The sequence below is a fragment of the Bacillus sp. FSL K6-1338 genome, from assembly GCF_038006965.1.
In the GTDB taxonomy this organism is placed as follows: domain Bacteria; phylum Bacillota; class Bacilli; order Bacillales; family Bacillaceae_G; genus Bacillus_A; species Bacillus_A thuringiensis_S.
On sequence record NZ_JBBOWI010000001.1, the window covers coordinates 1,709,115 to 1,732,708 of the forward strand.

Genomic DNA, 23,594 nt, shown 5'->3' on the forward strand with positions numbered 1-23,594 from the left:
GTGTATGGCTAATATGTATGAACGATTATTAGGGGATACCTATAAAAATCTTCATCCTGAATTGCAGAAGCGTTATGCGATTACAGAAGAGAATAGTTTTACAGGGGAAGGAAAGATGGATGAAATTTACGGTGGCTCTTTTTTCGTGAAATTTATATTAAAAATTGCATCGAAGTTTCGAATGTTTTTCTCGGAACGAGGAGAGGAAATTCCATTTACGATACAAAACATAGCTGAGCGAGATGAATATGGACAAGAATTAGTAAGGTGGAACCGTACTTTTTATTTTCATAATAAGAAAAGATATTTTAACGCAGTTATGCAATTGGATGAAAACGAAAATGAAATTGTAGATTATTTTGGCGAACCACATTTACTCGTTTCTACACTACATTTTCATATCGATGAGTTAGGGGCAATGCATATTGCTTCAAAGAAACAATGGTTTTATATGTTTGGAAGAAAAATTCCGTTGCCAAAATTCTTGTATGGTGAAGCAAAAATTGTTGAAAGTTATGATGCAACACTACAGTGTTTTCGAATTCATGTACAAGTACGAAACCCGTTAATTGGCTCGCTTTTTTCATATAAGGGAACATTTGTGGAAAGGAAATAAACGATATGAAAAATATAATATTTGGGCTTGCTGGTTATGTTGTTTTTCTATTATGTGAGCGGTCGAATATAAATCCTGTTGAAGCAATTATATTATTATCTGTTTTATTATTTATACCAATGTCACTTTGTATTATTGATAAAAGAAAAAGAGATGGATCGTATTTATTATTTTATAAATTCGTATCGTTTTTATATCCAATTGCAGCAATTTGTGCAATGCTAGCTTTCGTCACAAATCACTATGTATTTGCGCTAGTTTGGTTTGTATATACAGGAATTGTTGCGTTATTTGGTGTAAGTAGATTGCTAGAAAGAGGATGGAAGCCGTTAGAAGAGACCGCCATAGATAGTGCGTTTATTTATTTGTTTTTAGGTGGTTTTTGGTTTTTTGCTTCAGTAGCAAAACTTTCAATTATGCAGTTTAGCTCTGACATTGTTTTACTCACAGCTGCACATTTTCATTATTCGGCGTTTCTATTGCCATTATCAGCTGGTTTAATAGGGAGAAAAAGAGAAAAGAGAAGTAAAGTGTATGATGCTATTATGTTTATCATCATGATTTCACCTATGACAGTTGCAATAGGAATTACATACTCAAGAATATTTGAATTTTTTGCAGTGTTCCTATATTTATGTGCAATTTATGGGTATGGATTTTACGTTTGGAGAGCAAAATTTAATGCTATCAGTGCAAAGATTTTTCTAATCGTTTCGTCTAGTACACTCATGGTTACAATTATGTTCTCACTTATATATTCATACGGGAATTTGAAGCATGTCTTGACGATTACAATTGCTCAAATGGTTTGGATTCATGGTGTTGTCAACGGAATTGGAGTAGCGTTACCGGCATTTGTCGGCTGGATGATCGAAAAGAGTGTTCCGAATTATAAATACTATGGGAAACCAATGAGTAAATTAAGAGGAAGTGTGGCAATTGGTGAGGCTTTTTTATATAGCGGCAATTTAGTAGGCAGTAAGGAATACAACGGTTTAGTTGATCAAATAACTGATTTTCATAGTGAGTCATTTGACGTGACGAAGGTACCTTTAAGTATTATTCGTTTTTATGAAAATACAACAGAGTATGAGTTGCAATCAAATATTAAATGGGCTCGTTGGTTCCGCCCATTTGCATTTTGTTATGAGAAAATGAGTAAGCGTGTGGGACAAATACATTTAGGGATGGGCGGCAATTGGGAAACGATGCATGGCTCTATCATTAATGTAATAGATGAGAAAGATGGAAGAGAGAATGTAAGGGCTTGGCTAAGGAAAAATGAAGCAGGTGAATCTATTTTTGTAGCTCTTTATTCAAAGCATACAAATAAGAATGAGACATATATGAATATCGCCTTACCTTTACCTTATTCGAATATGACTGGTATTTTGAAAATATATAATGATAGTCATGATTTAATCATTACTAGTAAGTTAAGAGAAAATGGTCAGGGAGATGAGGGTATTTATTTACATACTCGGTTCTTAACAATCCGTTTACCGTTAGCAGAGACTTTCGTCATTACAGAGGATAAGGATAAAATGTTAACAGCTCATCATAGCATGTGGATATTTGGACTTAAATTTTTACATATTCATTATAAGATTGAAAAAATTACTTAGAAGTAAGAAAGGCTTGGACAGGTTTCCAAGCTTTTTTTATGTATGGGTAATTGTCATAGAAATTTGTTTATTTAGCTCATTATCCCAAACACGTTGAATTTCAAAAGTGCCTGTTTCAAAAAATAATGGGAATCTCTCTTTAAACCAATCTTGCATAGGAAGATGTAGTGCTGTATCGATTGGTATCCATAAGAAAGAATAAGTCCTAAAGAAATTAGGACTTATTCTTCATTAAATACAAATGTTTGTTTCATTTTTTTACCTTCATTTACCGGATGGCCGTTATAAGAGAAATTCTTTTCTTCCCAAGTGATCACAACTTTAAAATTATGACTATTAAAGTCTAATGGGAATACCATGTACTCAAAGCTTGTATGACTTTTAGAAATATTTTCATTAGGTGTAGTAGGTTTAAAGGTAGCCTTAGAGGTAGGATTGTTATCAAGTATTTCCACAGATACGTTTGATACATCATGACCGATGTTTTTTACGAGTAAACTATACGTATCAAATACACCTTGCTTTGGCTGGATTGCTTGCTTGTTTGAGTTATGAGATTTATCAATTTCGACATACCATTGTTTAGACTTTGACGCAATCGGTAGTGACTGAAATGTGTAAGCACTAGCTTGCATTGGTAGTGCTAAACATATAAGCGTAAAGAGAGTTAATATTTTTCGTTTCATTTTTTGAGAGCTCCCATTCTTTAATGGATTTACTTGTTATTATCTTCTTTTTACGAGTAAATATACCATATAATGTAAAGTGAGTATTGTGAGTAGTGAATCAATATCTTATTCACTACTCTTATAGCTGGCATAATTACGTATGTAGTAAGAAAGAATAAATTTGTTTTTTCTATACTTAGATTACTGCCCTTTTTAAAAGGGCTATTTTTACGTTTTAAAAAAAGAATATACTAAGAGTTCCGTATAAATTATTTATTTTAATGTAGTTAAATGTGCTTGTAGATGTGAAATTAGAGAAGGAAGCTGTGTAGAGATGTTCCTACACAGCTTTTTAGGATATGAAAAAATTACCAAAAATATGTTAAAATAACATTGTCATACAACAAGGGGGATTTGTTTTATGGAAAATGGACATCTTGCTAAAGTAGATTTAACGAAAAAAATTGAATCAAAATCTAAGTACAACAAGAAACTCGAAAAATATCAAAGGCGCTTATTAGCATTACAACAAATTTTGAAAGAAGAAAAAATCGCGGTTATGCTTGTTATGGAAGGATGGGATGCGGCTGGTAAAGGTGGGGCAATTAAGCGGGTGACGGAACATCTTGACCCACGTGGGTTCCAAGTAGATCCAATTGGAGCGCCTGCACCTCATGAAAAACGTTACCATTATTTGCAACGTTTCTGGCGCAAAATTCCACAGTACGGGCAAATTACCATTTTTGATCGCTCATGGTACGGTCGTGTGTTAGTTGAGCGTGTTGAAGGTTTTGCTACAAAGGAAGAGTGGATGAGAGCATATGATGAGATTAATGATTTTGAAAAACTACTAACAGATGACCATTACATAATAGGGAAGTTCTTCTACCATATAAGTAAAGAGGAACAGTTAAAGAGATTTAACGATAGAGAGAAAAATCCTTTGAAAAGATGGAAAATTACAGATGAAGATTGGCGTAATCGTGAAAAATGGGATGAGTATGTTGAAGCGATGGAAGACATGTTTGAAAGAACAAGTAAGCCAAATGCGAAGTGGCATATTATTGAAAGTAACGATAAATTGTATGCCCGTGTGAAAACGTTAAAAATCATTATTTCATTCATAGAGGATTATTTCTTAGAACATGGTATAGAATTGCCTTCTTATTATTATGAAATGAAAGAGGATATTGAAGTTTTGCAAGATGTAGGTGTGAAGGAGTAAATAAGAAAATGGCCCTGTGAATTGGTAAAACCAAATTATGGGGCTTTTTTATTTAGAAACATTTTACAATTAACAGAATAAGGTATATAATCAATAATCATATTAACATTGTTAATATGATTATTGATTATATAATATGTGGGGGTTTTACTTTGAAGGGAAGAGATGTTGTTTTAGGTTTATTAATGGGAAAAGAAATGTCTGGTTACGATATTAAAATTGTTTTTGAAGACGTATTTACCCACTTTTTTGATGGAAGTTTTGGAATGATTTATCCAACGTTACGACAATTGGAGAATGAGGGGAAAATAAAAAAAGAGGTTGTCATGCAAGAGGGGAAACCGAATAAGAAAATGTACTTTATTACAGATGAAGGACGTGAAGAGTTTTATCAATATATGCAGACGCCTGTAGAGAAGGATGTTTTACGTTCGGATTTTTTAATGAGAATGTATTTTGGCAACTATAGTGATGATGTGACGATAAAAAAATGGATTAAAGATGAAATTGAAAGAAAAGAAGCGTACATTGCAGATCTTCGATTGAAATATGAAAAGTGGAGAGTAGGTATTACTTTCGTCGAAGAAATTTCACTAGATGTAGGTATTGCATCGTATAGTGCACAAGTAGAGACTTTGAAGAAAAAATTAGAAGAGTTAGAGGCGGAAGAAAACAATAAAACAGAAGAATGAAAAACGCGTTCACAATAAATAAAGGGGTATATAAAGATGGAACAATCAAAGGGTATTAAGATTGTCTTTTTAATGTGTCTAGGTATCTTTCTTTGTATGATTGATACGACAATTATGAATATAGCTTTACCAGCAATACAATCGAGTGTAAATACTTCATTAGAAAAGATGTCTTGGGTATTAAATGTTTATACAATGACGATTGCAGTACTTGCCATTCCGTTAGGGCGGATAGCTGATATCTTTGGAAAAGCAAAGATGTATGTTCTTGGTCTGGTGATTTTTGGTGGTGGATCGGTACTTTGCGCTTTTGCTAATACAGGTGATTTTCTTATTTTTTCTCGTTTTATACAAAGTATTGGTGCGGCGATTTTATTTCCAACAAGTATGGTAATTGGTGTATCAGCTATGCCATTAGCTAAGAGGCATGTTGCGCTTGCGATTTTAGGAGTAACACAAGGATTGTCAGCTGCTATGGGACCAGTGATAGGTGGAATTATTACGCAAAATTTAGGATGGAGATGGGTGTTCTTCGTTAATGTTCCGGTTTGTATAATAGGAATCGTGTTATGTTGCATCATGCTACAAATAAAAAATGAAGAACGTATTATCTCAAAAATAGATTGGATAGGACTACTATTAAGTAGCACAGCAATTTTTTCATTTACTCTCATATTAGTAAAAGGTAATACATGGGGATGGCAAGGTAATATTGCTTTGTCTTGTTATGCAATTAGCACTATTTCTCATATTCTATTTGTTTTAGTAGAACGAAAGATTCATAACCCAATGGTGAATTTAAAGTTATTTCAAGATCGAATGTTTGTCGGAGCGTCTATCGTTGTTATATTAAGTAATTTATTTTTAATTGGAGTTACTGTATTGCTTCCAACGTTCTTGACGAAACTACAAGGTCGGACGGAAATTGAAGCGGCTTTTTTAGTGACACCTATTTCAGCAATGATATTTTTAATCTCACCAGTTGCAGCAACTTTAATTAAAAAACTCGGAAAAGTAACTATTATTTTGTCAGGATTTCTTGTTATGGGGCTTTCCTACTATTGGTTGCAAATGATTGATGTTCATTCAACAAATATAGAAATTATTATTCCGTGTATGATATTAGGTGTTGGATATGGTTTAGTAGTGGGGCCAATTACAGTTTTAAGTGCTTCTTCATTTGAAGGAGAACTGTTAACTGCTTCTCAAAGTGTTGTATCAATGTTACGACAAGTTGGAATTGTATTGGCGGTTGCAATATTTGTCTCTAACTTAACTCACAATTTAACTGTAAATAAAGAAAAAGTATATCGTTATGCAGAAGAAAAGGTGCGTAATATTCATGTGAATAGTGCTGAGCAAACTGAAATTTTACAAATGACTAAAGAGAAAATAGAGAATCAAAGTTTAGAGTCGAATATAAATAAGAAACAAAATGCAATGACAATAGGATTAAGTAAAGAGAAAAAGGAAGAATTGATTCGCGACAAGACGGATGAAATATTAAGAGAAGTTCCAGTAGAATATAGAGATGTAAAAAGAGAAGAAGTTATGAGGCAAGTGACAAAAGAAGTTGAAAAACAAGAGGAAAGTATAAAGAAAGAGGTACTCACATTTTCAAATGATGTGAATCATTATGCCAAGAATCAGATGGCTATGAGTTTTACAGATTTATATAAAGCAAGTGTGCCAATTATTTTAATTTGTGCTTTCGTAAGTTTGTTGTTTTGGGAAGGGAAAGCTTTGAGTAAAAAGAGAAGGGGAAGATTAGTAGAAGAAGCGTAAAGAAAAACAGGCTATAGCAGCCTGTTTTTTTCATTGTTTCCTCCTTGCATATTGTGAATAGTAGTATTTTTAATATAGCATGGGATAAGTCGAGTATGATTAGAAAGTTTTTTAGAATGAAAGGGATGAATGGAAAATGCCATTGAATATGTAACGTTATACATAGTACATTAACAAGAGGGCTTAATTTTAAAAGGAGGATGGGGAATTGCTAGATAAGGCAGGGGCTTTAATAGATAATCATGTGTACACAGAAGAAGAGCAACAAAAACTATACAAACGAACGTTAATAATCGTCAGCATTTCACAAATGTTTGGCGGTGCAGGACTAGCTGCTGGTATTACAGTGGGAGCACTTCTTGCGCAGCAAATGCTTGGAACAGATGCATTTGCAGGATTACCAACTGCTATGTTTACATTAGGATCGGCATTAGCAGCTTTCATAGTAGGGAAGCTTTCGCAACGATATGGACGCCGGATAGGTCTTGCAACAGGGTTCATAGTAGGTGGATTTGGAGCAATTGGTGTTGTAATGGCAGCTTTAACAAATAGTATTATTCTTTTACTTATTTCTTTACTCATATATGGTGCCGGTACAGCCACGAATCTACAAGCTCGTTATGCAGGTACAGATTTAGCAGATAAGAAGCAGAGAGCAACGGCTGTTAGTATTACGATGGTAATGACGACTTTCGGTGCAGTTGCAGGACCAAATTTAGTAGGGGTAATGGGAAGTTTTGCTCATTCAATTGGAGTTCCTAAACTTGCAGGTCCGTTCATACTATCGGCAGCAGCATTTATACTGGCGGGTCTAGTTCTTTTTGTTATGCTTCGTCCAGATCCGTTAATTATTGCTAACATAATAGAAAGATATAAACAGGAACATACATATAAAGGGCAACCAGTAACAGAAGAAGCGAAAGAAAATAAACGAGGTATTACAGTTGGAGCAATCGTAATGATACTTACGCAAATAGTGATGGTTGCGATTATGACGATGACGCCAGTTCATATGGGACACCACGGTCACGGTTTAAGTGCAGTAGGACTTGTGATAGGTTTTCATGTAGGTGCAATGTATCTTCCATCTCTCGTTACAGGAATGTTAATTGATAAAATTGGCCGAACTACAATGAGTATAGCTGGTGGAGTGATTTTACTTGCAGCGGGTGTCATAGCTGCGATAGCGCCAAGTGATTCTTTATTATTATTAATCGTTGCTCTTTCTTTACTTGGGCTAGGATGGAACCTCGGATTGATAAGTGGTACAGCACAAATCGTTGATTCCACAACACCGTCTACACGTGCTAAAACACAAGGGAAAATAGATGTTTGTATTGCGCTAGCTGGAGCTTCTGGTGGAGCGATGTCAGGTATGGTAGTAGCGAATTCAAGTTATGCGGTATTGTCATTGGCTGGAGGCGTGTTAGCGTTATTACTTATTCCTGTTGTGATATGGTCTCGAAAAGGGGCAAGAAATTAAATGAAAAAGAGGTTCTAGTTACTGACTAGAGCCTCTTTTTATACACTTAAATTAAATTCCACTCTACAATAAGCCCTAAATGTGTAAGACCACCACCGAATCCGTATAGTAAAAGTGTGTCTCCATTATTTAACTTCCCTTCTTTTATAGCTAAATCTAGAGCGAGTGGAATGGTGACTGAAGAGGTATTCCCCATATATTCCACGCTCGTTAATGTTTTTTGTATTGAAATTTGAGATTTTTCGCAAATAGATTCGATCATTCGTAAGTTAGCGCTGTGGGGTATGAACCAGTCTATATCATCTACTGGCATATTTGCGGTATGTATTAAATCTTTTATGCCTTTTGGCACTGTACGTGTTGCCCATTTATATACTTCTCTTCCATTTTGAACGATTTTTTCATTTGTTTGCAGTGGTGTGCCATTCATAGTAGTAGATAAGTTTGTTCTATATAGATGAATGCCGCCATCACCGTTTGTTCCCATGTGAGCAGCGATAAAGCTTGGGGTGTCTTCATCTCTTTCTAATAAAATAGCTCCAGCACCATCACCGAATAAAATACAGGTCGTTCTATCGGTATAATCAGTAACTTTAGATAATGTCTCTGTCGCTACGACAAGTACTTTTTCATGTGATCCAGAAGTGATTAAGCTATTACCGACGTGTAGTCCATATGTAAAACCAGCACAAGTTGCATTTAAATCAAAAGCTAGTGTATGAGGTATGTTGAAGTATTGTTGTATTTGGCAAGCAACGCTAGGGAAAACGTAATCAGCAGTAGTAGTAGCGACAATGATACAGTCGACATCTTCTAAGTTTTTCTTATATGTTGTACATAAATTTTTAATTGCTTTAATGGCTAAGTTTGAGGAATATTCTTCTTCGCTAGCGATTCTTCTTTCCTTCATTCCTGTTCTTTGTACAATCCATTCATCATTCGTATGGACCATCTTTTCTAAATCGTTATTAGACAATATTTGATTTGGAACATAAGTACCAATTGCAGTAATACGAGATTTAGAATGCATAGGAACATCTCCTAATTTTTATTTTTATAACCTGATACTAATATTAGGTTATAAAAATGTCAATATAGATTTTTGATGTATTGAACGACTTAACTTACTATGAAGGAATTTAGCGAGTGTTGTAAAAATAATATACGAGAAGTTTCTAAAATTGATAATTGCTTTTGTTATTTTTATTGTGAGAAAAATTCGCAAAAAATGACGATTAAAGTAAAAATATAACGATTTTCTTTGGTGTGATATAGGTTGTTAAACCTTGTGAAAGCGAATTACTTATGCTACACTTTATGTAACTTAAAATGAACGGAGGGGCTTCCTTTGATCTTAATCAGATTACGTCTCAATACTTTGTGCCAATAATTGAATAGCGCTCAAAGGCTCTGTCTGTGTACAGAGTGAACGGGATTGGTCTGCCTATTTTAAAGGAACCCTTTATTAAGCTTATATGTGAAAAAGAGGGAGGGACGAATACGCCCTCTTTTTGTTTTGCCTTTATAAATAGAATGGGATTGTATAGGTGAACACTTATTGTGGATACGTATACGATTTTGGGACTTTTTTTACTATGAGATAGGATGAAAGCACAGCTTTCTTCTATTTCTTTGATGAACCCTTATCCGTTTACGAAAACACAGGCAGCGACCTGTGTTTTTTATTTTACGTAATCGAAATGGAGGAATAAATATATGGAAGAAGTATTACAAAGAGCAGTTTTAGTTGGAGTAAATGTAGGTAATGAAGATGATTTTGCATATTCGATGGAAGAGTTAACAAATCTTGCGGAAGCTTGTGATGTAGAGGTAATTGGGCAAGTAACGCAAAATTTACAACGAGTAAATCCATCGCATTATATCGGAAAAGGAAAGATTGAAGAAGTAGCAGCGTATGTACAAGAAATAGATGCGAATATGGTCATCTTTAATGATGAATTATCTCCTTCACAAATTCGAAATTTAGAAGAGGATTTAGATTGTAAGGTAATTGATCGTACCATTTTAATTTTAGATATTTTTGCGCAACGTGCGAAAACGAAAGAAGCACAGCTACAAGTAGAAGTAGCCCATCTTCAGTATATGATGCCTCGTTTAATCGGTCTTCGTGAATCGTTAGGAAGACAGAGCGGCGGCGTTGGTACGAAAAATAAAGGTGTCGGTGAGAAGAAGTTAGAGTTAGACCGTCGTAAAATTGAAGAACAAATTTCAGTGTTAAATAAAGATTTAGAAGCGCTCGTTGCCCAGCGTCAAACGCAGCGAAAGCAACGTAAGAAAAATGAAATACCTGTAGTAGCATTAGTAGGTTATACGAATGCAGGAAAGTCAACGACGATGAATGCAATGCTTGAAATTTATAATGGTACAGAAGAAAAACAAGTATTTGAAAAAGATATGTTATTCGCGACGTTAGAAACATCTGTACGAAATATTGATTTGCCAGATAATAAATCATTCTTATTAACAGATACAGTTGGATTTGTAAGTAAATTACCACATCATCTTGTGAAGGCGTTCCGTTCAACGTTAGAAGAAGTAGCGGAAGCAGACCTACTTATTCACGTCGTAGATTACGCAAATTCAAATTATGAACAATTAATTGATATTACAAATGAAACGTTAAAGAAAATTGGAGTAGAAAATATTCCAACGATCTATGCTTATAATAAATCAGATATGGTAGATGTTGAAATTCCGAAAGTGCAAGAAGATCGCGTTTATTTATCAGCGAAGAAACATGTTGGAATTGAAGAACTTGTAGAAATGATTCGCTCACACATCTATAAAGAGTATACGAAGTGTGAAATGTTAATTCCATATGATCAAGGACAGGTAGTTTCGTATTTCAATAATCATGCACACGTTTTATCTACGAGTTACGAAAACGAAGGTACCAAATTAGAAATAGAATGTAAGACGAGTGATTACGAGAAGTATAAGCATTTTGCAATTTAATGTAAGAGGCAACCCAGTATGTGATTGGGTTGTCTTTTTTTGTACTGTTTTACCGCTGAAAGTTACAAGGATGCAAGCCAATGACTGGAGTTAAGTTATATTTCTGGAAAAAGAAATGAAAGCAGTATAGAATAGAAATGTTTCAAAAGTCAGAATTTATTACACCTACTGTAATAAATATATATTTTGTACAGAAAGGGGAGATTCACATATGCAGGCAGTTTCACACAAAAAAACTGTAGAAACACCGACAATATATCGAATTTTATTTGCGATTAGCTTTGGGCATTTTTTAAATGATTCGATGCAAGCAGTTGTGCCGGCGTTGTTTCCTATTTTGGAAAAAACGATGAATTTATCCTATATGCAAGTAGGGTGGATTGCGTTTGCTTTAAATATGACGTCATCGATTATGCAACCGGTGTTTGGTATGTATTCAGATAAGAAGCCATCACCATTTTTATTACCACTCGGTATGTTTTCAAGCATGCTTGGAATGATTGGACTCGCGTTTGCACCAAACTTTATTATTGTTATTATTTCTGTTTTATTTATTGGTTTAGGTTCCGCAGTTTTTCATCCAGAAGGCGCTCGTGTTGCGTATATGGCGGCAGGTGCAAAACGAGGGTTAGCGCAAGCGATTTATCAAGTTGGGGGAAACACGGGGAATTCCTTAGCTCCTATTTTTACAGCGCTAATTTTCGTTCCACTCGGTCAAATTGGTTCATTAGGTTTTACAGCATTTGCAGCAGTAGGAATTGTATTATTAATTTTCGTATCGAATTGGTACAAAAATGAATTAGCAACCGGCGCTGTAAGAAGGAAGAAGAGGGCTGCGCTTGAGGCGGAAAATGCAATTGTAAGTACACACATTAAATTCGTTATTATACTTCTTGTTTTTCTTACTTTTGTACGCTCTTGGTACGGTGCTGGTATCGGGAATTTCTATCAATTTTACTTAATAGAGCATTACGGTTTATCTATAAAAAATGCCCAGTATTTCGTATTCGCATTTATGATTGCTGGTGTGTTAGGAACTTTCTTCGGAGGACCGTTAGCAGATCGATTTGGTAAGAAAAATATCATCGTATTTTCAATGTTAGGTTCAGCGCCACTTGCACTGTTATTACCACATGTCTCACTTGTGTGGGTCGTACCGTTATTTTTATGTATCGGTTTTATTAGTTCAAGTAGTTTTAGTGTAATTGTTGTATATGCACAAGAGCTTGTACCTGGAAAAGTGGGAATGGTGTCAGGATTAATCGTAGGTCTTGCGTTTGGACTTGGAGCATTAGGTGCAGTAGTTCTTGGGAAATTAGCAGATATATATAGCCTGCAATTTATTATGCTATTATGTAGTTGTCTACCATTAATTGGACTCACTTCATGGTTACTGCCAAGTGATAAGAAAACGATAGAATAGGGGATGCGCTATGAAATTATGTGAAAACGTAACAGAATTAATAGGCGATACACCTGTCGTCCGATTATCTAAATTTATTCCGGAAGACGCAGCAGATGTGTATGTGAAACTAGAAATGTTTAATCCATCGCGCAGTGTGAAAGACCGTGCTGCTTATAATTTACTTCACGTTGCAGAAGAAAATGGTCTCATCAAACCAGGAGATACAATCATTGAACCGACAAGCGGGAATACAGGGATTGGTTTAGCGATGAATGCAGCAGCTAAAGGGTATAAAGCGATTTTAATTATGCCAGATAATATGTCAAAAGAGCGTATTAATTTATTGAAAGCATACGGAGCAGAAGTAGTTTTAACACCAGCAGAACAAAGAATGCCAGGAGCAATTGCGAAGGCGTTAGAATTGCAAAAGCAAATACCGAATAGTTTTATTCCGCAACAATTTGAAAACCCAGCTAATCCGAATATTCACCGCTATACGACTGCGCTTGAAATTTATGAACAAATGGATAGAGAGCTTGACGCCTTTGTTGCAACGGCAGGAACAGGCGGAACGATTACAGGGACTGGTGAAACGTTAAAAGAGAAATTACCAAACTTATATATTGCAGTAGTGGAACCGAAAGGATCTCCCGTTTTATCAGGTGGTGTACCAGGTCCTCATAAACTAGTAGGAACAAGCCCAGGGTTTATCCCGAAAAACTTAAATACAGAAGTGTATAACGAAATTATTCAAATTGCAGACGAAGAGGCTTTAACGACAATGAGAAACTTAGCTAGACAAGAGGGATTATTAGTTGGTCCGTCTTCTGGAGCATCTGTTTACGCTGCAATCATGATAGCGAAACGCCTAGGCGTTGGTAAAAAAGTTTTATGTATTGCGCCTGATACAGGTGAACGTTATTTGAGTATGGGGTTATTTGAATAAAAAGGATAGAAACACCTTAATAGTGAATAACTGCTATTAAGGTGTTTGTTTTATGGAATAAAGAGGGGGAGAAGAACAATGAAACTATTAAAACCAACCCATGAATATAGTGAGCATATTACAGCGTATAGACACGCGTTTTTACACTCAGGGGAACAACCACATGGAAGTAGTTCTTTACAAAACTTTGATTCTCTTGATGAATGGTTTGAAAAAGTGAGTAAACAAGAATTAGGAGAAAATTTACTAGCTAATCGAATGCCATCTAGTCAGTTTTTAAGTTTTGAAAAAGGAGAACTTATAGGTTTTGTGAATATTAGACATAGATTAAATCCAGAATTATTACGGGAAAGCGGTCATATTGGATATAGTGTCCATCCGAATAAACGTCGCCACGGTTACGCTACGAAACAACTAAAGCTTGCATTAGCTGAAGCGCAAAAATTAGGATTGCAGAAAGTATTAATAACTTGCGATAAATCCAATATCGGTTCTGCTAAAACGATTCAAAAGGTCGGCGGTGTGTTAGAAAATGAAATAGTTTCTTCTCGTACTGGTGAAGTTATTCAGCGCTTTTGGATAGAAATATGATGCAGTAGGAATTTGAAAAGGTAATGCAAGCTGTAATATCGAAATAGATAAATGGAATATAGGGGATTACTGCAATTTTAGGGGGAAATGAAATGGGATTAAAAGAGAAAGCGATAGAGATGTCAGAGATTTATAGGAAAAATCCGAAAGTAGAAGCCATTATTTTAGCGGGTTCAGTAGCTAGAAAGCTTGAAGATGAACATTCAGATATAGAATTACATATTTTATGGTCAACACCGCCGGAAGATGAGGATCGTAGGGCCCCTATTTATCATATTGATGGGAAAATATTATCGTATCATCCGTATGAGGAAGAAGAATGGTCGGAAACGTATTTAACGAAAGAGGGAATTAAATTAGAGATTAGTAACTTTTTAACAGAGACAGTAGAGAAAGTGATTTCGGATGTGGTGGATCAATATGATATAAGTTATGAAAAACAATGTATTGTATCATCCGTTCATGATGGTGTTAGTTTGTATGGAGAAGGGAAAGTGAATGAATTAAAAGAAAAAGTAGCGGCATATCCAGATGAACTAGTAAAACGGATGATTTCAGAAAATCTATGGTTAAGTAATCGTTGGCACAATCGAAAGGCGCTTTTAAAACGGAAAGATTGGCTTATGCTTTATGACGTTATTTGCGAAGTACAAAGGAACGTATTCGGTGTTTTATTTGGTTTGAATAAAATGTACGTACATCATCCAGCGTTTAAATGGATGCCTAATAATGTGGAACGAATGACTATTAAACCTGAAAAATTATATGAACGTATGGCGGACACATTAATAGGGAATCCAGAAAATAGTGTGCAGGAGTTAGAGTTGCTAATAGAAGAAGTGTTGCAACAAGTTCATACATACGCGCCAGGAGTAAATGTGGATGAGCAAGAAAAATCTATTTTTTATTTTGTGAAATAGAAAACAGTAATAAGGGGGAAGTTATGGGTTTTTTTAATAGGTTTTTTAAAAAAGTTGAAAAAGTAAATGAGCAAGAAGCCACTCTTCATGAATTAAGTGAAGAATTGTATGTTGAATCACCGGTAGAGGAAGCGACTAGTTACTGGGTATCAATGGCACAAAATATAATTGTTAATGCTGTAAAGGCGGCTGACAATGATGTGGAACGTGCTTTCGTATTATTGAATTTGAAGAAAGGTGAGGCTTCATTTGATATTTTTTATCAAATAAATGGGCAATTGTATTTCTGGGATCAGCTAGAAAATGTGACGATAAGAAATAGAATTCAGAACGAGTTGTTACCGCAAGCTCCAGAAGTTTCAAATGCAGTAAATGAGCAATTTCGTGAAGCTGATCACCCTATAATTTCGTTCGCACAATTGCAGTTTGAATGGGAAACGAAAGCCTGGTTCTCACATATAATTTGGGAAGATAACCTTGCTGCTCAATTGCCCAAAACTCAAATTTTAAATGAATGGTTTCGTGTAATTAAAGAAGAAACGAAAAATAGACCACTGGATAGTGATGCGAAATTTTCTTGGTATCCATCAAACTCTTAAAAACTAATACAGATAGAGATAGGTTATGTTTCTAGATGATTTTTCTTCTGGAATAAGTATCAATAATACGTAATTCTTTTTCTATTGCCTGTTAGAATTCGTTATGTACTAATCTACTTGTTTTCTAAACTAAAACTTATATTTCAAATTTTTAAATAGATTGTAATACATAAAAATTCAAAATATAAGTTGACACTATTTTTAATGTGTGATAAAAATGATAGTAATCAATTCGGAAAATAATATTTGGGCAATGAAAGGGTATAGTAGTGAATATCTCCCTATTTCAGAGAGCTGATGGTTGGTGTGAATCAGTATATAGATTATTCATGAAGTTCGTCCTGGAGCATCTTTCATAAATCTCGCATTATGAGGAAATGAAAGACGGTAGTTTATACCGTTATCAAATAAAGTGGTGAAGATTGTTTCACAACTAGGGTGGTACCGCGATATTTATCGTCCCTACGTATTTACGTAGGGACGTTTTTTATTTAGGTCCTAACTTTGGTGTGGCTTCATAACTAGGGTGGTACCGCGATATTTTATCGTCCCTACGTTTTTGCGTAGGGGCATTTTTATTTAGGTGGTTTCTTAGTATTCTTCACAACTAGGGTGGTACCGCGATATTTTTGTCGTCCCTACGTATTTACGTAGGGGCGTTTTTTATTATTAGGGAGGAAGTGAACGTATTAGAAAAGAGTATTGATAGAACAATATAAATACCGAATTGTAACAAAGAAAAAGAGACAGAGAGGAGATTAACAAATGAATTCACAGCAATGGACATCGAAATTAGGTTTCGTATTAGCTGCAGCAGGTTCGGCAATTGGTCTTGGGGCGATTTGGAAATTCCCATATATGGCCGGCATTGGAGGAGGCGGAGCGTTCTTCCTAATTTTCATCGGTTTCACATTATTAATTGGTTTACCGCTATTATTAGCTGAATTTGTTATTGGAAGAAGTACACAAAAAGAGGCTGTCGATGCATATAGAGAGATTGCTCCTAAAACGTTATGGCCTTGGTTAGGTAAATTAGGAATTGTAACATGTTTCATATTACTTTCTTTCTACAGTGTTGTAGGAGGCTGGATTTTATTATATTTATGGAATGCAATTACAGGTAGACTATGGGAAGGAAATGGAGCATACGAAGCTACGTTTGGTGAAATCATTTCCAATCCATATTTAGCAGTTGGATCACAGCTATTATTCATCCTTATTACTATTTTCATCGTAAGTAAAGGTGTACAAAATGGTGTTGAAAAAGTAAATAAATATTTCATGCCAGCACTATTCGTTTTATTCTTTGTATTAATCGTTCGTGCACTTACATTAGATGGTGCTGGAGAAGGCGTTCGTTTCTTCTTACAACCTGATTTCTCACATGTAACATCAGAAGTTATATTATACGCAATGGGGCAATCGTTTTTCTCATTATCTGTCGGGGTAGCCGTTATGGTAACGTATAGCTCATACTTACCGAAAGAAGAAAGCTTACCACGTTCAGCATTTTCTATCGTAGCCTTAACTCTTGTTATTACATTACTTGCAGGACTTGCAATTTTCCCAGTTGTGTTCGCATTTGGAATGGAACCATCTCAAGGGCCGGGACTATTATTTATCGTGTTGCCAGCTATTTTCAGTAAAATGGCATTCGGAAAATTATTCTTCATCGTTTTCTTATTACTATTCTTCTTCGCTACGATTACATCAGCAATTTCGATGTTAGAAATTAGTGTTGCATCGTTAACATCAAAAGGTAAAGGGAAACGTGAAAAAATGGCCTTAATCGTAGGGTTATTAATCTTCGTTGTTGGGGTACCATCAGCATTATCATTCGGTATATTAAGTGATCTGAAGATTTTCGGAAAGACAGTCTTTGATTTAGCGGACTATGCAGTAAGTAACGTTTTAATGCCACTTGGTGTATTATTAGTTTCTATCTTTGTTCCTTTAAAAATGAAGAAAGATGTATTAATGAAAGAGCTAGGTGTAAGTAAAAATAAAGGTTATAAACTATTCGTATTATGGTTATTCTTACTTCGCTTTATCGCACCAATTGCGATTATTATCGTATTCTTAAATGTACTTGGCATTATATAAAAAGAAAGGTGGCGTATCATACAAAGATACGCTACCTTTCTTTTTATTTTGCTCTTTTTTGCAATTCATTTACTGTTACGAACTGATAGCCCTTCTTAGATAAAGAATCTAAAATACCTTCAATCGTTTTTAAATTGTCATCAGACTCATCATACATAGAATGCAGTAAAATGATAGAACCTGGTTTTACATTTTTATTAACATATTTAATTTTATCAGCCGCAGATTTATAAAAAGTATCGGGCTCAAGATCCCATATAATCGTTTCAATATTATTTTTATTTAAATAATAGGGTAGTCCAATTAATTTTTTTCCGTTAGGCGGTCTAAAATCAATTTCGTCTGTAAATCCTGTTTGGCGGATTAATGAATTCGTTTTTTCTATTTCATCTTTAATAAAAGAAGGTGTTTTGAAAATCATTCTTTTATGAGAATATGTATGGTTTCCAAGCTGGTGCCCAGATTGCGCGATAGCTTCTCCTAATGATAGACTTTTCTCTAATTCATTTCCAATTAAAAAGAAAGTAGCTTTAGCGTTGTATTTATCTAGTAACGGTAATATTTGTTTTACATTGTTAGTAGGGCCATCATCAAAAGTTAAAGCGATCACTTTTTCATTTGTTTCTACGCGTTGTGTTAAATCTCCAAATAATTGAAAGCTTCTTGCGTTCATCAATTTGTATGTTCCGAATAATGCCGTGATAATAAAGAATAGTGTAACGATTGTAATGATAATTTTTTTCCTCATAACGTAACCTCACAATGATTTTTGATTCAATAAAAAGTATTATATCAAAATTAATTATTTATTGCTGAAAAAGTATGAAGATGCAAGGAGAGGGATTTTATCATATAATAAAATGCAAAAGGTATATTAGGAGGTGTTTATATGGCGATTATAATTCAATTGCCAGACACTGCAACGTCTCATGCAAAGCCAAGTATGGAAATGGCGATACTTTGCGTGAGGTAGACAAGTAATATACAATCGCCTATATGAGCTCGTATCATTTTTTATATTTGGCTTTGCACCTTATTGAAATGAACCATAAAAAATAAGGGGCGAGCAGAAATGAAATACGTAAAAGCTAATGCTGTTTTACCAGAGAGTTTAATTACTGAAATTCAAAAGTATATACAAGGTGAAACAATTTACATTCCGAAACAAGAAACGAAACATTATAAATGGGGTACACGATCTGGCGGAAGAAAACAACTAGATGAAAGAAATAAAGCAATTAAAGAAGCGTTTAAAAGTGGGATTGCTATTCATCAACTTGCAGAAGAATATTTTCTTTCTGGGGAAACGATTAAAAAGATTGTGTATTCTAAATGAGCATAAAAGAGTCTAGTTCAAATATTATTTTGAACTAGACTCTTTTTGCTTTGTATGTATTGGATATATAGGGTGTGAATGGGCATGATAATAGAAAAAATGAATCGCAATAGTATTGTATAGAAATGTGAATAGGAATAAAAACGTTATATTTCATATTACAGAAAGGTGAACACATATGAATCATCTTGGACAAATAACGATAGAACTTTTTGTTGGTTTTTTTGTTTTATTAATTGCTACTAAAATATTAGGGAAAACACAAATATCACAGCTAACCCCTTTTGATTTTATTTCTGCGATTGTAATCGGAGAACTAGTTGGAAACACTGTATATGATCCTGAGGTGAGAGTATGGTCTATTTTATACGCTGTGTTTGTATGGGTAATATTAATTTACGCAATAGAAGTAATAACACAAAAATTTAGAAGGACAAGAAAGTTCTTTGAAGGATACCCTTCTATTATCATTCGTAATGGGCATATTGATAGAGAACAATTAAAATCAAATCATTTGGACATTAACCAATTACAACAAATGTTAAGACAACAAAAAGATATATTTTCAATCCGAGAAGTTGAATATATGATATTGGAGCCTAACGGAAACATAAGCGTTCTGAAAAAAAGTAAATACGAATCTCCTACTATAAATGATTTAAGTTTAAAACATAAGCCTGTATACTTACCAATTTCATTAATTAGTGATGGAAAAGTAGTTAAGGATAATTTGAGGGAAGCGGGATTTGATGAAGGATGGCTTTATAAACAAATTAAGCAAAAAGGAATTACTAAATTTGAAGACGTATTATATGCGGAATGGAAAACAGATGATGGCTTCTTTTGTCAGGAAATGCAGCGGTAGAGAATAAGTGATATATGTAATGTTTGTTTCTAAGTTATCTTTTACATATCAAAAAACGTAATCATTGTATACAATAAAACTAGATCAACAATTTGTATGGAGTGATAAAGATGGAAGCGTTTATTAGAAGTGATCAATATAATTTTATAAAATCACAAGCTTATATTTTAGCAAACGGGCATGCAACGGCAAACGATAGAGGTGTAATTCAAGCGTTAAAATCACTTGCGATTGAAAAGATAATACATGTATTTGAGAATTTAACCGATGAACAGAAAGAGTTAATTGATACGGTATTAACAGTTCAAAATAGAGAAGATGCAGAATCATTTTTAATGAAAATAAATCCGTATGTAATTCCGTTTCAAGAAGTTACAGCACAAACATTAAAAAAATTATTTCCTAAAGCAAAAAAGCTAAAACTTCCCGATATGGAAGAACTGGATATGAAAGAATTATCTTATTTAAGCTGGATTGACAAAGGATCAAGCAGGAAATTTATTATAGCGAAAAATGATAAAAATAAGTTTGTTGGTCTGCAAGGAACGTTCCAAAGTTTAAATAAAAAAAGTATTTGTTCATTATGTCATGGGCATGAAGAAGTAGGGATGTTTTTAGTTGAAATTAAAGGTGATGTACCAGGAACTTTCGTTAAAAAGGGAAACTACATTTGCAAAGATGGTGTAGCTTGCAATCTGAATATGAAATCGCTAGATAAATTGAACGATTTTATTGACCGCTTGAAGAAATAACGAGAAAACCTCTAGTATTTAAACTGGAGGTTTTTATTTTTTGAAGAAGTAAAATAAGCTTTCTTTGTAAATGTAGATTTATAATGAAATTTGATAAAAATATCTATTATGATACAGTTGCTTATATGCAAGGAGGTAAAACATGGATTACATTTTACCGAAAGAAAAATTGAAGCGATGGCCAAAAGATACGATAGCGGCGGGGCGTGGTCATACTGTTGGTCTTAAATCGGATGGCACGGTAGTAGCGGTGGGCCGGAGTAAAGAAGGAGAATGCAATGTATGTGGCTGGCGAGATATTGAAGCAGTTGCAGCAGGCAATGTTCATATGGCGACGAACACAGGTAATGCTCATACAATCGGTCTTACATGTGACAATACTGCGATAGCAGTGGGTTGGAATAAGCATGAACAATGTGATGTAAACGATTGGCATAATATTGTAGCGGTTGCGGCAGGGTGGCGTCGTACTATTGGTCTTAAATCGGATGGCACGGTAGTAGCGGTGGGCCGAAATAAAGAAGGAGAATGCAATGTAAGCAGTTGGCAAGGTATTGTGGCAGTCACAGCGGGTGACTGGCATACAGTCGGTCTTAAATTGGACGGCACATTGACGACTGTGGGGAATAATCGATATGGTCAATGCAATGTAAGTAGCTGGCGAGGTATTGTATCGGTCAAGGCTGGGTATCTTCATACTGTTGGTCTTAAACGAGACGGTACGGTGACAGCAGTGGGGAATGGTAAACATAACCAGTGTGATGTAAGTGGCTGGATAGATATTGTAGCAATAGCGGCTGGTCCGAATCATACAATCGGACTAAAATTAGACGGTACCGTGGTGGCAGTGGGCTGGAATGAGTATGGTCAATGTAACGTAAGCGATTGGCGCGATATTGTAGCGATAGCGGCTGGTTGTGCACATACAGTCGGACTAAAATCAGACGGCACGGTGGTCGCGGTAGGTAATAATGAATTTGGCCAATGCGATGTAGGTAGCTGGCGCGACATTCGGTTGCCTGGCAAATAGTCAATTTACAATAAATGATTAGTAATATTATTCTATTTTAGGAGTAATTATGGAATAGGATATGTAGAAAATAATTAAACTTAAATCTGTTGAATAAGAATCTCTTTTAAAAAGGGATTCTTATTATTTTTCGTAAAATGAGGGTCTAAATGGAATTTTTGAACAAACTTTCTTTCAAAATTACAGTAGAAGATATAAATAAAGTATAGAGGAGATAAAGGAATGCTTAAAAGGTTTTTACTTTCTTTACCGGATGTTTTACTTATATGTATCGTTCTCTACATAACGTACACAAATTCTTTTAGTTTTGGACAGATGTTAGTAATTTCAATTGCAATCGGAATTATTGGTGGTCTTGCTATTAGAATTTGTAAGGATGTATTCATATATATAAGGTGGACAATTAAACAAAGAAAAACTTGAATATGTTTAATAGTTATTAGGAGGGAATGAAATGACTAAGAAAAAGAATAGAGTAAAAAACGAGATAGTACTTTGGTCACTAACAGCAATTGTTCTGTTAATTGTATGGTACTTTTATCAAAAATAAAAACGCATCGTACTAAAAAAGCACGATGCGTTTTTATTATTTTTTTTGCCAATTTTCTTTAATAAAGTCTTCACGGCCAGATTCTTTTTGCTCAGTAGCATATTTCTCTGGCTTCTTTTTATAGAAATGTTGGTGGTATTCCTCTGCTTCGTAAAAAGGTGCAGCAGGACGAATTTCAGTCACGATTGGATCTTTAAACATACTGCTTTCTGCAAGAGCTTGTTTTGATTTTTCAGCAAGCCCTTTTTGTGTTTCGTTATGATAAAAAATAGCGGTACGATAAGATGGACCACGGTCAAAGAATTGTCCGCCATCATCAGTTGGATCGATTTGTGGCCAATATAAGTCTAGTAATTTCTGATAAGGAAAAATAGAAGGATCAAATGTAATTTGAACAACTTCTAAATGTCCAGATGTTCCGGTTTTTACTTGTTCATATGTTGGGTTTTCTACATGACCTCCTGCATAGCCAGAAAGTACTTTATGAATACCAGGAAGTTCATCAAATGGTTTTACCATGCACCAAAAGCAACCGCCTGCGAAGGTTGCGAGTTCGTATGTTTTTTCGGACATTGCTGTAATCCTCCTAAATGTATATGTTTTATATAGTATTATATAAATTGTTTTATTGCGCAATAAAAAAGATTTGAAAATATATGTTTTTTATAAACAAGATCCTCCGCTCACATCAATTAATTGTCCAGTAACCCAGCGGCTGTCTGGAGAAGCAAGAAATGCAGCAGTATCGGCAATGTCTTCTACTTCACCTAAGCGATTGAAAGCGGAAATAGTAGTAGCGTACTGCTTCATCATCGGGTCGCTCAAGAGTTCTGCATTCATATCTGTTTTAATAAATCCTGGAAGTATTGCATTCACCGTTATTCCTCGTGCTCCAAGCTGTTTTGCTAGTGTAAAAGTCATTGTATTAATAGCGCCTTTCGTCATACTATATGCAACAAAATCAGGTAAAGAAATGCGGGTCGCAGCGGATGAAATATTAATAATTCGGCTATTGTCACGTAAACGTGGCAGTGCTTGTTGAATGATAAAGAATGGTGCTTTTGCATTTACTGAAAACATTCTATCAAAAAATTGTTCAGTCGTTTCTTCAATAAAAGCACCAGGACCAATGCCAGCATTGTTTATTAAAATATCAAATTGTGTTTCACCAGTGCGCTTTTGTAATTCAGTATCTAAAACTTTATAAAGGTTTTCTACACCGTGTAAGGATTCTAAATTTGCGCCGATAGAAAAAGCTTGGCCACCATTTGATTGAATTTCATGAACAGTTTCTTCAGCGTCATCTTTTCGATTACCGTAATGAACAGCAACCAATGCACCGTCATTTGCTAAACGTTTAGCGATCGCTCGTCCTATTCCTCGGCTTGCTCCTGTAACTAACGCTACTTTCCCTTTTAACATAGTTT

Annotated in this window: 23 protein-coding genes, 1 pseudogene and 1 other annotated feature; of the genes and pseudogenes, 18 read left to right on the forward strand and 6 right to left on the reverse strand. The window is 34.8% G+C overall.

Annotated elements, in window-relative coordinates; translation table 11 throughout:
- The first annotated feature begins 4 nt into the window (after nt 1-4).
- Both NZ044_RS09055 and NZ044_RS09060 read left to right on the forward strand, forming a co-directional pair.
- Nucleotides 5-616: a DUF4166 domain-containing protein gene (locus tag NZ044_RS09055; RefSeq protein ID WP_000002648.1), complete on the forward strand. Its 612-nt coding sequence runs from the start codon at nt 5-7 to the stop codon at nt 614-616.
- Between the two features lie 5 nt (nt 617-621).
- Nucleotides 622-2,241 carry a YndJ family protein gene (locus NZ044_RS09060; RefSeq protein WP_063675207.1) on the forward strand — a complete coding sequence of 540 codons (1,620 nt, stop codon included), beginning with the start codon at nt 622-624 and terminating at the stop codon, nt 2,239-2,241.
- A 36-nt stretch (nt 2,242-2,277) separates the two neighbouring features.
- On the opposite strand, the pseudogene NZ044_RS09065 reads toward NZ044_RS09060, so the two are convergent.
- Nucleotides 2,278-2,433 (reverse strand): annotated as a pseudogene (locus NZ044_RS09065) (DNA mismatch repair protein MutT); the annotation flags it as partial.
- A 29-nt stretch (nt 2,434-2,462) separates the two neighbouring features.
- Nucleotides 2,463-2,927: a hypothetical protein gene (locus tag NZ044_RS09070; protein ID WP_000823338.1), complete on the reverse strand. Its 465-nt coding sequence runs from the start codon at nt 2,925-2,927 to the stop codon at nt 2,463-2,465.
- A 403-nt stretch (nt 2,928-3,330) separates the two neighbouring features.
- Between NZ044_RS09070 and NZ044_RS09075 the strand changes: the two genes are divergently transcribed.
- From NZ044_RS09075 to NZ044_RS09090, 4 genes are all read left to right on the forward strand, one after another.
- On the forward strand, nt 3,331-4,134 hold the full coding sequence (locus NZ044_RS09075) for a polyphosphate kinase 2 family protein (RefSeq protein ID WP_000427314.1): 804 nt from the start codon (nt 3,331-3,333) through the stop codon (nt 4,132-4,134).
- Between the two features lie 152 nt (nt 4,135-4,286).
- The gene (locus NZ044_RS09080; protein WP_000678344.1) at nt 4,287-4,826 is read left to right on the forward strand and encodes a PadR family transcriptional regulator; all 540 of its coding nucleotides are present in this window, start codon (nt 4,287-4,289) and stop codon (nt 4,824-4,826) included.
- Nucleotides 4,827-4,862: 36 nt separating this feature from the next.
- Nucleotides 4,863-6,611 carry an MFS transporter gene (locus tag NZ044_RS09085; RefSeq protein ID WP_118961909.1) on the forward strand — a complete coding sequence of 583 codons (1,749 nt, stop codon included), beginning with the start codon at nt 4,863-4,865 and terminating at the stop codon, nt 6,609-6,611.
- Between the two features lie 208 nt (nt 6,612-6,819).
- The gene (locus tag NZ044_RS09090; protein ID WP_098506623.1) at nt 6,820-8,094 is read left to right on the forward strand and encodes an MFS transporter; all 1,275 of its coding nucleotides are present in this window, start codon (nt 6,820-6,822) and stop codon (nt 8,092-8,094) included.
- A gap of 46 nt (nt 8,095-8,140) precedes the next feature.
- Here the strand turns inward: NZ044_RS09090 and NZ044_RS09095 are convergent, their stop codons facing one another.
- Complete coding sequence (locus NZ044_RS09095) at nt 8,141-9,124, reverse strand: ketoacyl-ACP synthase III (RefSeq protein WP_000555770.1); 984 nt, start codon at nt 9,122-9,124, stop codon at nt 8,141-8,143.
- Nucleotides 9,125-9,810: 686 nt separating this feature from the next.
- Here NZ044_RS09095 and hflX point away from each other — a divergent pair.
- The 7 genes from hflX to NZ044_RS09130 all read left to right on the forward strand — a co-directional run bounded on the left by hflX (nt 9,811) and on the right by NZ044_RS09130 (nt 17,634).
- Nucleotides 9,811-11,070, forward strand: a complete 1,260-nt coding sequence (gene hflX, locus NZ044_RS09100; RefSeq protein ID WP_000393288.1) for a GTPase HflX — start codon at nt 9,811-9,813, stop codon at nt 11,068-11,070.
- 211 nt (nt 11,071-11,281) lie between these two features.
- Entirely contained in the window at nt 11,282-12,493 is a 1,212-nt protein-coding gene (locus NZ044_RS09105) for an MFS transporter (RefSeq protein WP_001149399.1), read from the forward strand.
- 10 nt (nt 12,494-12,503) lie between these two features.
- Nucleotides 12,504-13,421 (forward strand): cysteine synthase A, encoded by a 918-nt coding sequence (cysK, locus tag NZ044_RS09110; RefSeq protein ID WP_000762276.1) that lies wholly within the window; start codon nt 12,504-12,506, stop codon nt 13,419-13,421.
- A 78-nt stretch (nt 13,422-13,499) separates the two neighbouring features.
- The gene (locus tag NZ044_RS09115; protein ID WP_000771300.1) at nt 13,500-14,012 is read left to right on the forward strand and encodes a GNAT family N-acetyltransferase; all 513 of its coding nucleotides are present in this window, start codon (nt 13,500-13,502) and stop codon (nt 14,010-14,012) included.
- 92 nt (nt 14,013-14,104) lie between these two features.
- Nucleotides 14,105-14,932 carry a DUF4037 domain-containing protein gene (locus NZ044_RS09120; RefSeq protein ID WP_000523177.1) on the forward strand — a complete coding sequence of 276 codons (828 nt, stop codon included), beginning with the start codon at nt 14,105-14,107 and terminating at the stop codon, nt 14,930-14,932.
- Between the two features lie 23 nt (nt 14,933-14,955).
- Nucleotides 14,956-15,531 (forward strand): hypothetical protein, encoded by a 576-nt coding sequence (locus tag NZ044_RS09125; protein ID WP_000505549.1) that lies wholly within the window; start codon nt 14,956-14,958, stop codon nt 15,529-15,531.
- A gap of 244 nt (nt 15,532-15,775) precedes the next feature.
- Nucleotides 15,776-15,998, forward strand: a binding site (T-box leader).
- A gap of 298 nt (nt 15,999-16,296) precedes the next feature.
- The gene (locus NZ044_RS09130) at nt 16,297-17,634 is read left to right on the forward strand and encodes a sodium-dependent transporter (protein WP_001088185.1); all 1,338 of its coding nucleotides are present in this window, start codon (nt 16,297-16,299) and stop codon (nt 17,632-17,634) included.
- A 43-nt stretch (nt 17,635-17,677) separates the two neighbouring features.
- Here the strand turns inward: NZ044_RS09130 and NZ044_RS09135 are convergent, their stop codons facing one another.
- A complete protein-coding gene (locus NZ044_RS09135) occupies nt 17,678-18,382 on the reverse strand; it encodes a polysaccharide deacetylase family protein (RefSeq protein ID WP_001227581.1) in 705 nt (234 codons plus the stop codon).
- Between the two features lie 324 nt (nt 18,383-18,706).
- On the opposite strand from NZ044_RS09135, the gene NZ044_RS09140 reads away from it, so the two are divergent.
- The 5 genes from NZ044_RS09140 to NZ044_RS09160 all read left to right on the forward strand — a co-directional run bounded on the left by NZ044_RS09140 (nt 18,707) and on the right by NZ044_RS09160 (nt 22,040).
- Nucleotides 18,707-18,970: a CD3324 family protein gene (locus NZ044_RS09140; protein ID WP_000878325.1), complete on the forward strand. Its 264-nt coding sequence runs from the start codon at nt 18,707-18,709 to the stop codon at nt 18,968-18,970.
- Nucleotides 18,971-19,148: 178 nt separating this feature from the next.
- Complete coding sequence (locus NZ044_RS09145; protein ID WP_001015968.1) at nt 19,149-19,835, forward strand: DUF421 domain-containing protein; 687 nt, start codon at nt 19,149-19,151, stop codon at nt 19,833-19,835.
- Nucleotides 19,836-19,945: 110 nt separating this feature from the next.
- Nucleotides 19,946-20,587 (forward strand): FusB/FusC family EF-G-binding protein, encoded by a 642-nt coding sequence (locus NZ044_RS09150; protein WP_000387066.1) that lies wholly within the window; start codon nt 19,946-19,948, stop codon nt 20,585-20,587.
- Between the two features lie 142 nt (nt 20,588-20,729).
- The gene (locus NZ044_RS09155) at nt 20,730-21,617 is read left to right on the forward strand and encodes an RCC1 domain-containing protein (protein WP_000384549.1); all 888 of its coding nucleotides are present in this window, start codon (nt 20,730-20,732) and stop codon (nt 21,615-21,617) included.
- 222 nt (nt 21,618-21,839) lie between these two features.
- Nucleotides 21,840-22,040, forward strand: coding sequence for a hypothetical protein (locus NZ044_RS09160; RefSeq protein WP_000919317.1), 201 nt, complete (start codon nt 21,840-21,842; stop codon nt 22,038-22,040).
- Nucleotides 22,041-22,203: 163 nt separating this feature from the next.
- On the opposite strand, the gene msrA is transcribed toward NZ044_RS09160, so the two are convergent.
- The gene (gene msrA, locus NZ044_RS09165; RefSeq protein ID WP_001291895.1) at nt 22,204-22,740 is read right to left on the reverse strand and encodes a peptide-methionine (S)-S-oxide reductase MsrA; all 537 of its coding nucleotides are present in this window, start codon (nt 22,738-22,740) and stop codon (nt 22,204-22,206) included.
- 90 nt (nt 22,741-22,830) lie between these two features.
- Nucleotides 22,831-23,589 (reverse strand): SDR family oxidoreductase, encoded by a 759-nt coding sequence (locus NZ044_RS09170; RefSeq protein WP_000911803.1) that lies wholly within the window; start codon nt 23,587-23,589, stop codon nt 22,831-22,833.
- Nucleotides 23,590-23,594: the final 5 nt, after the last annotated feature.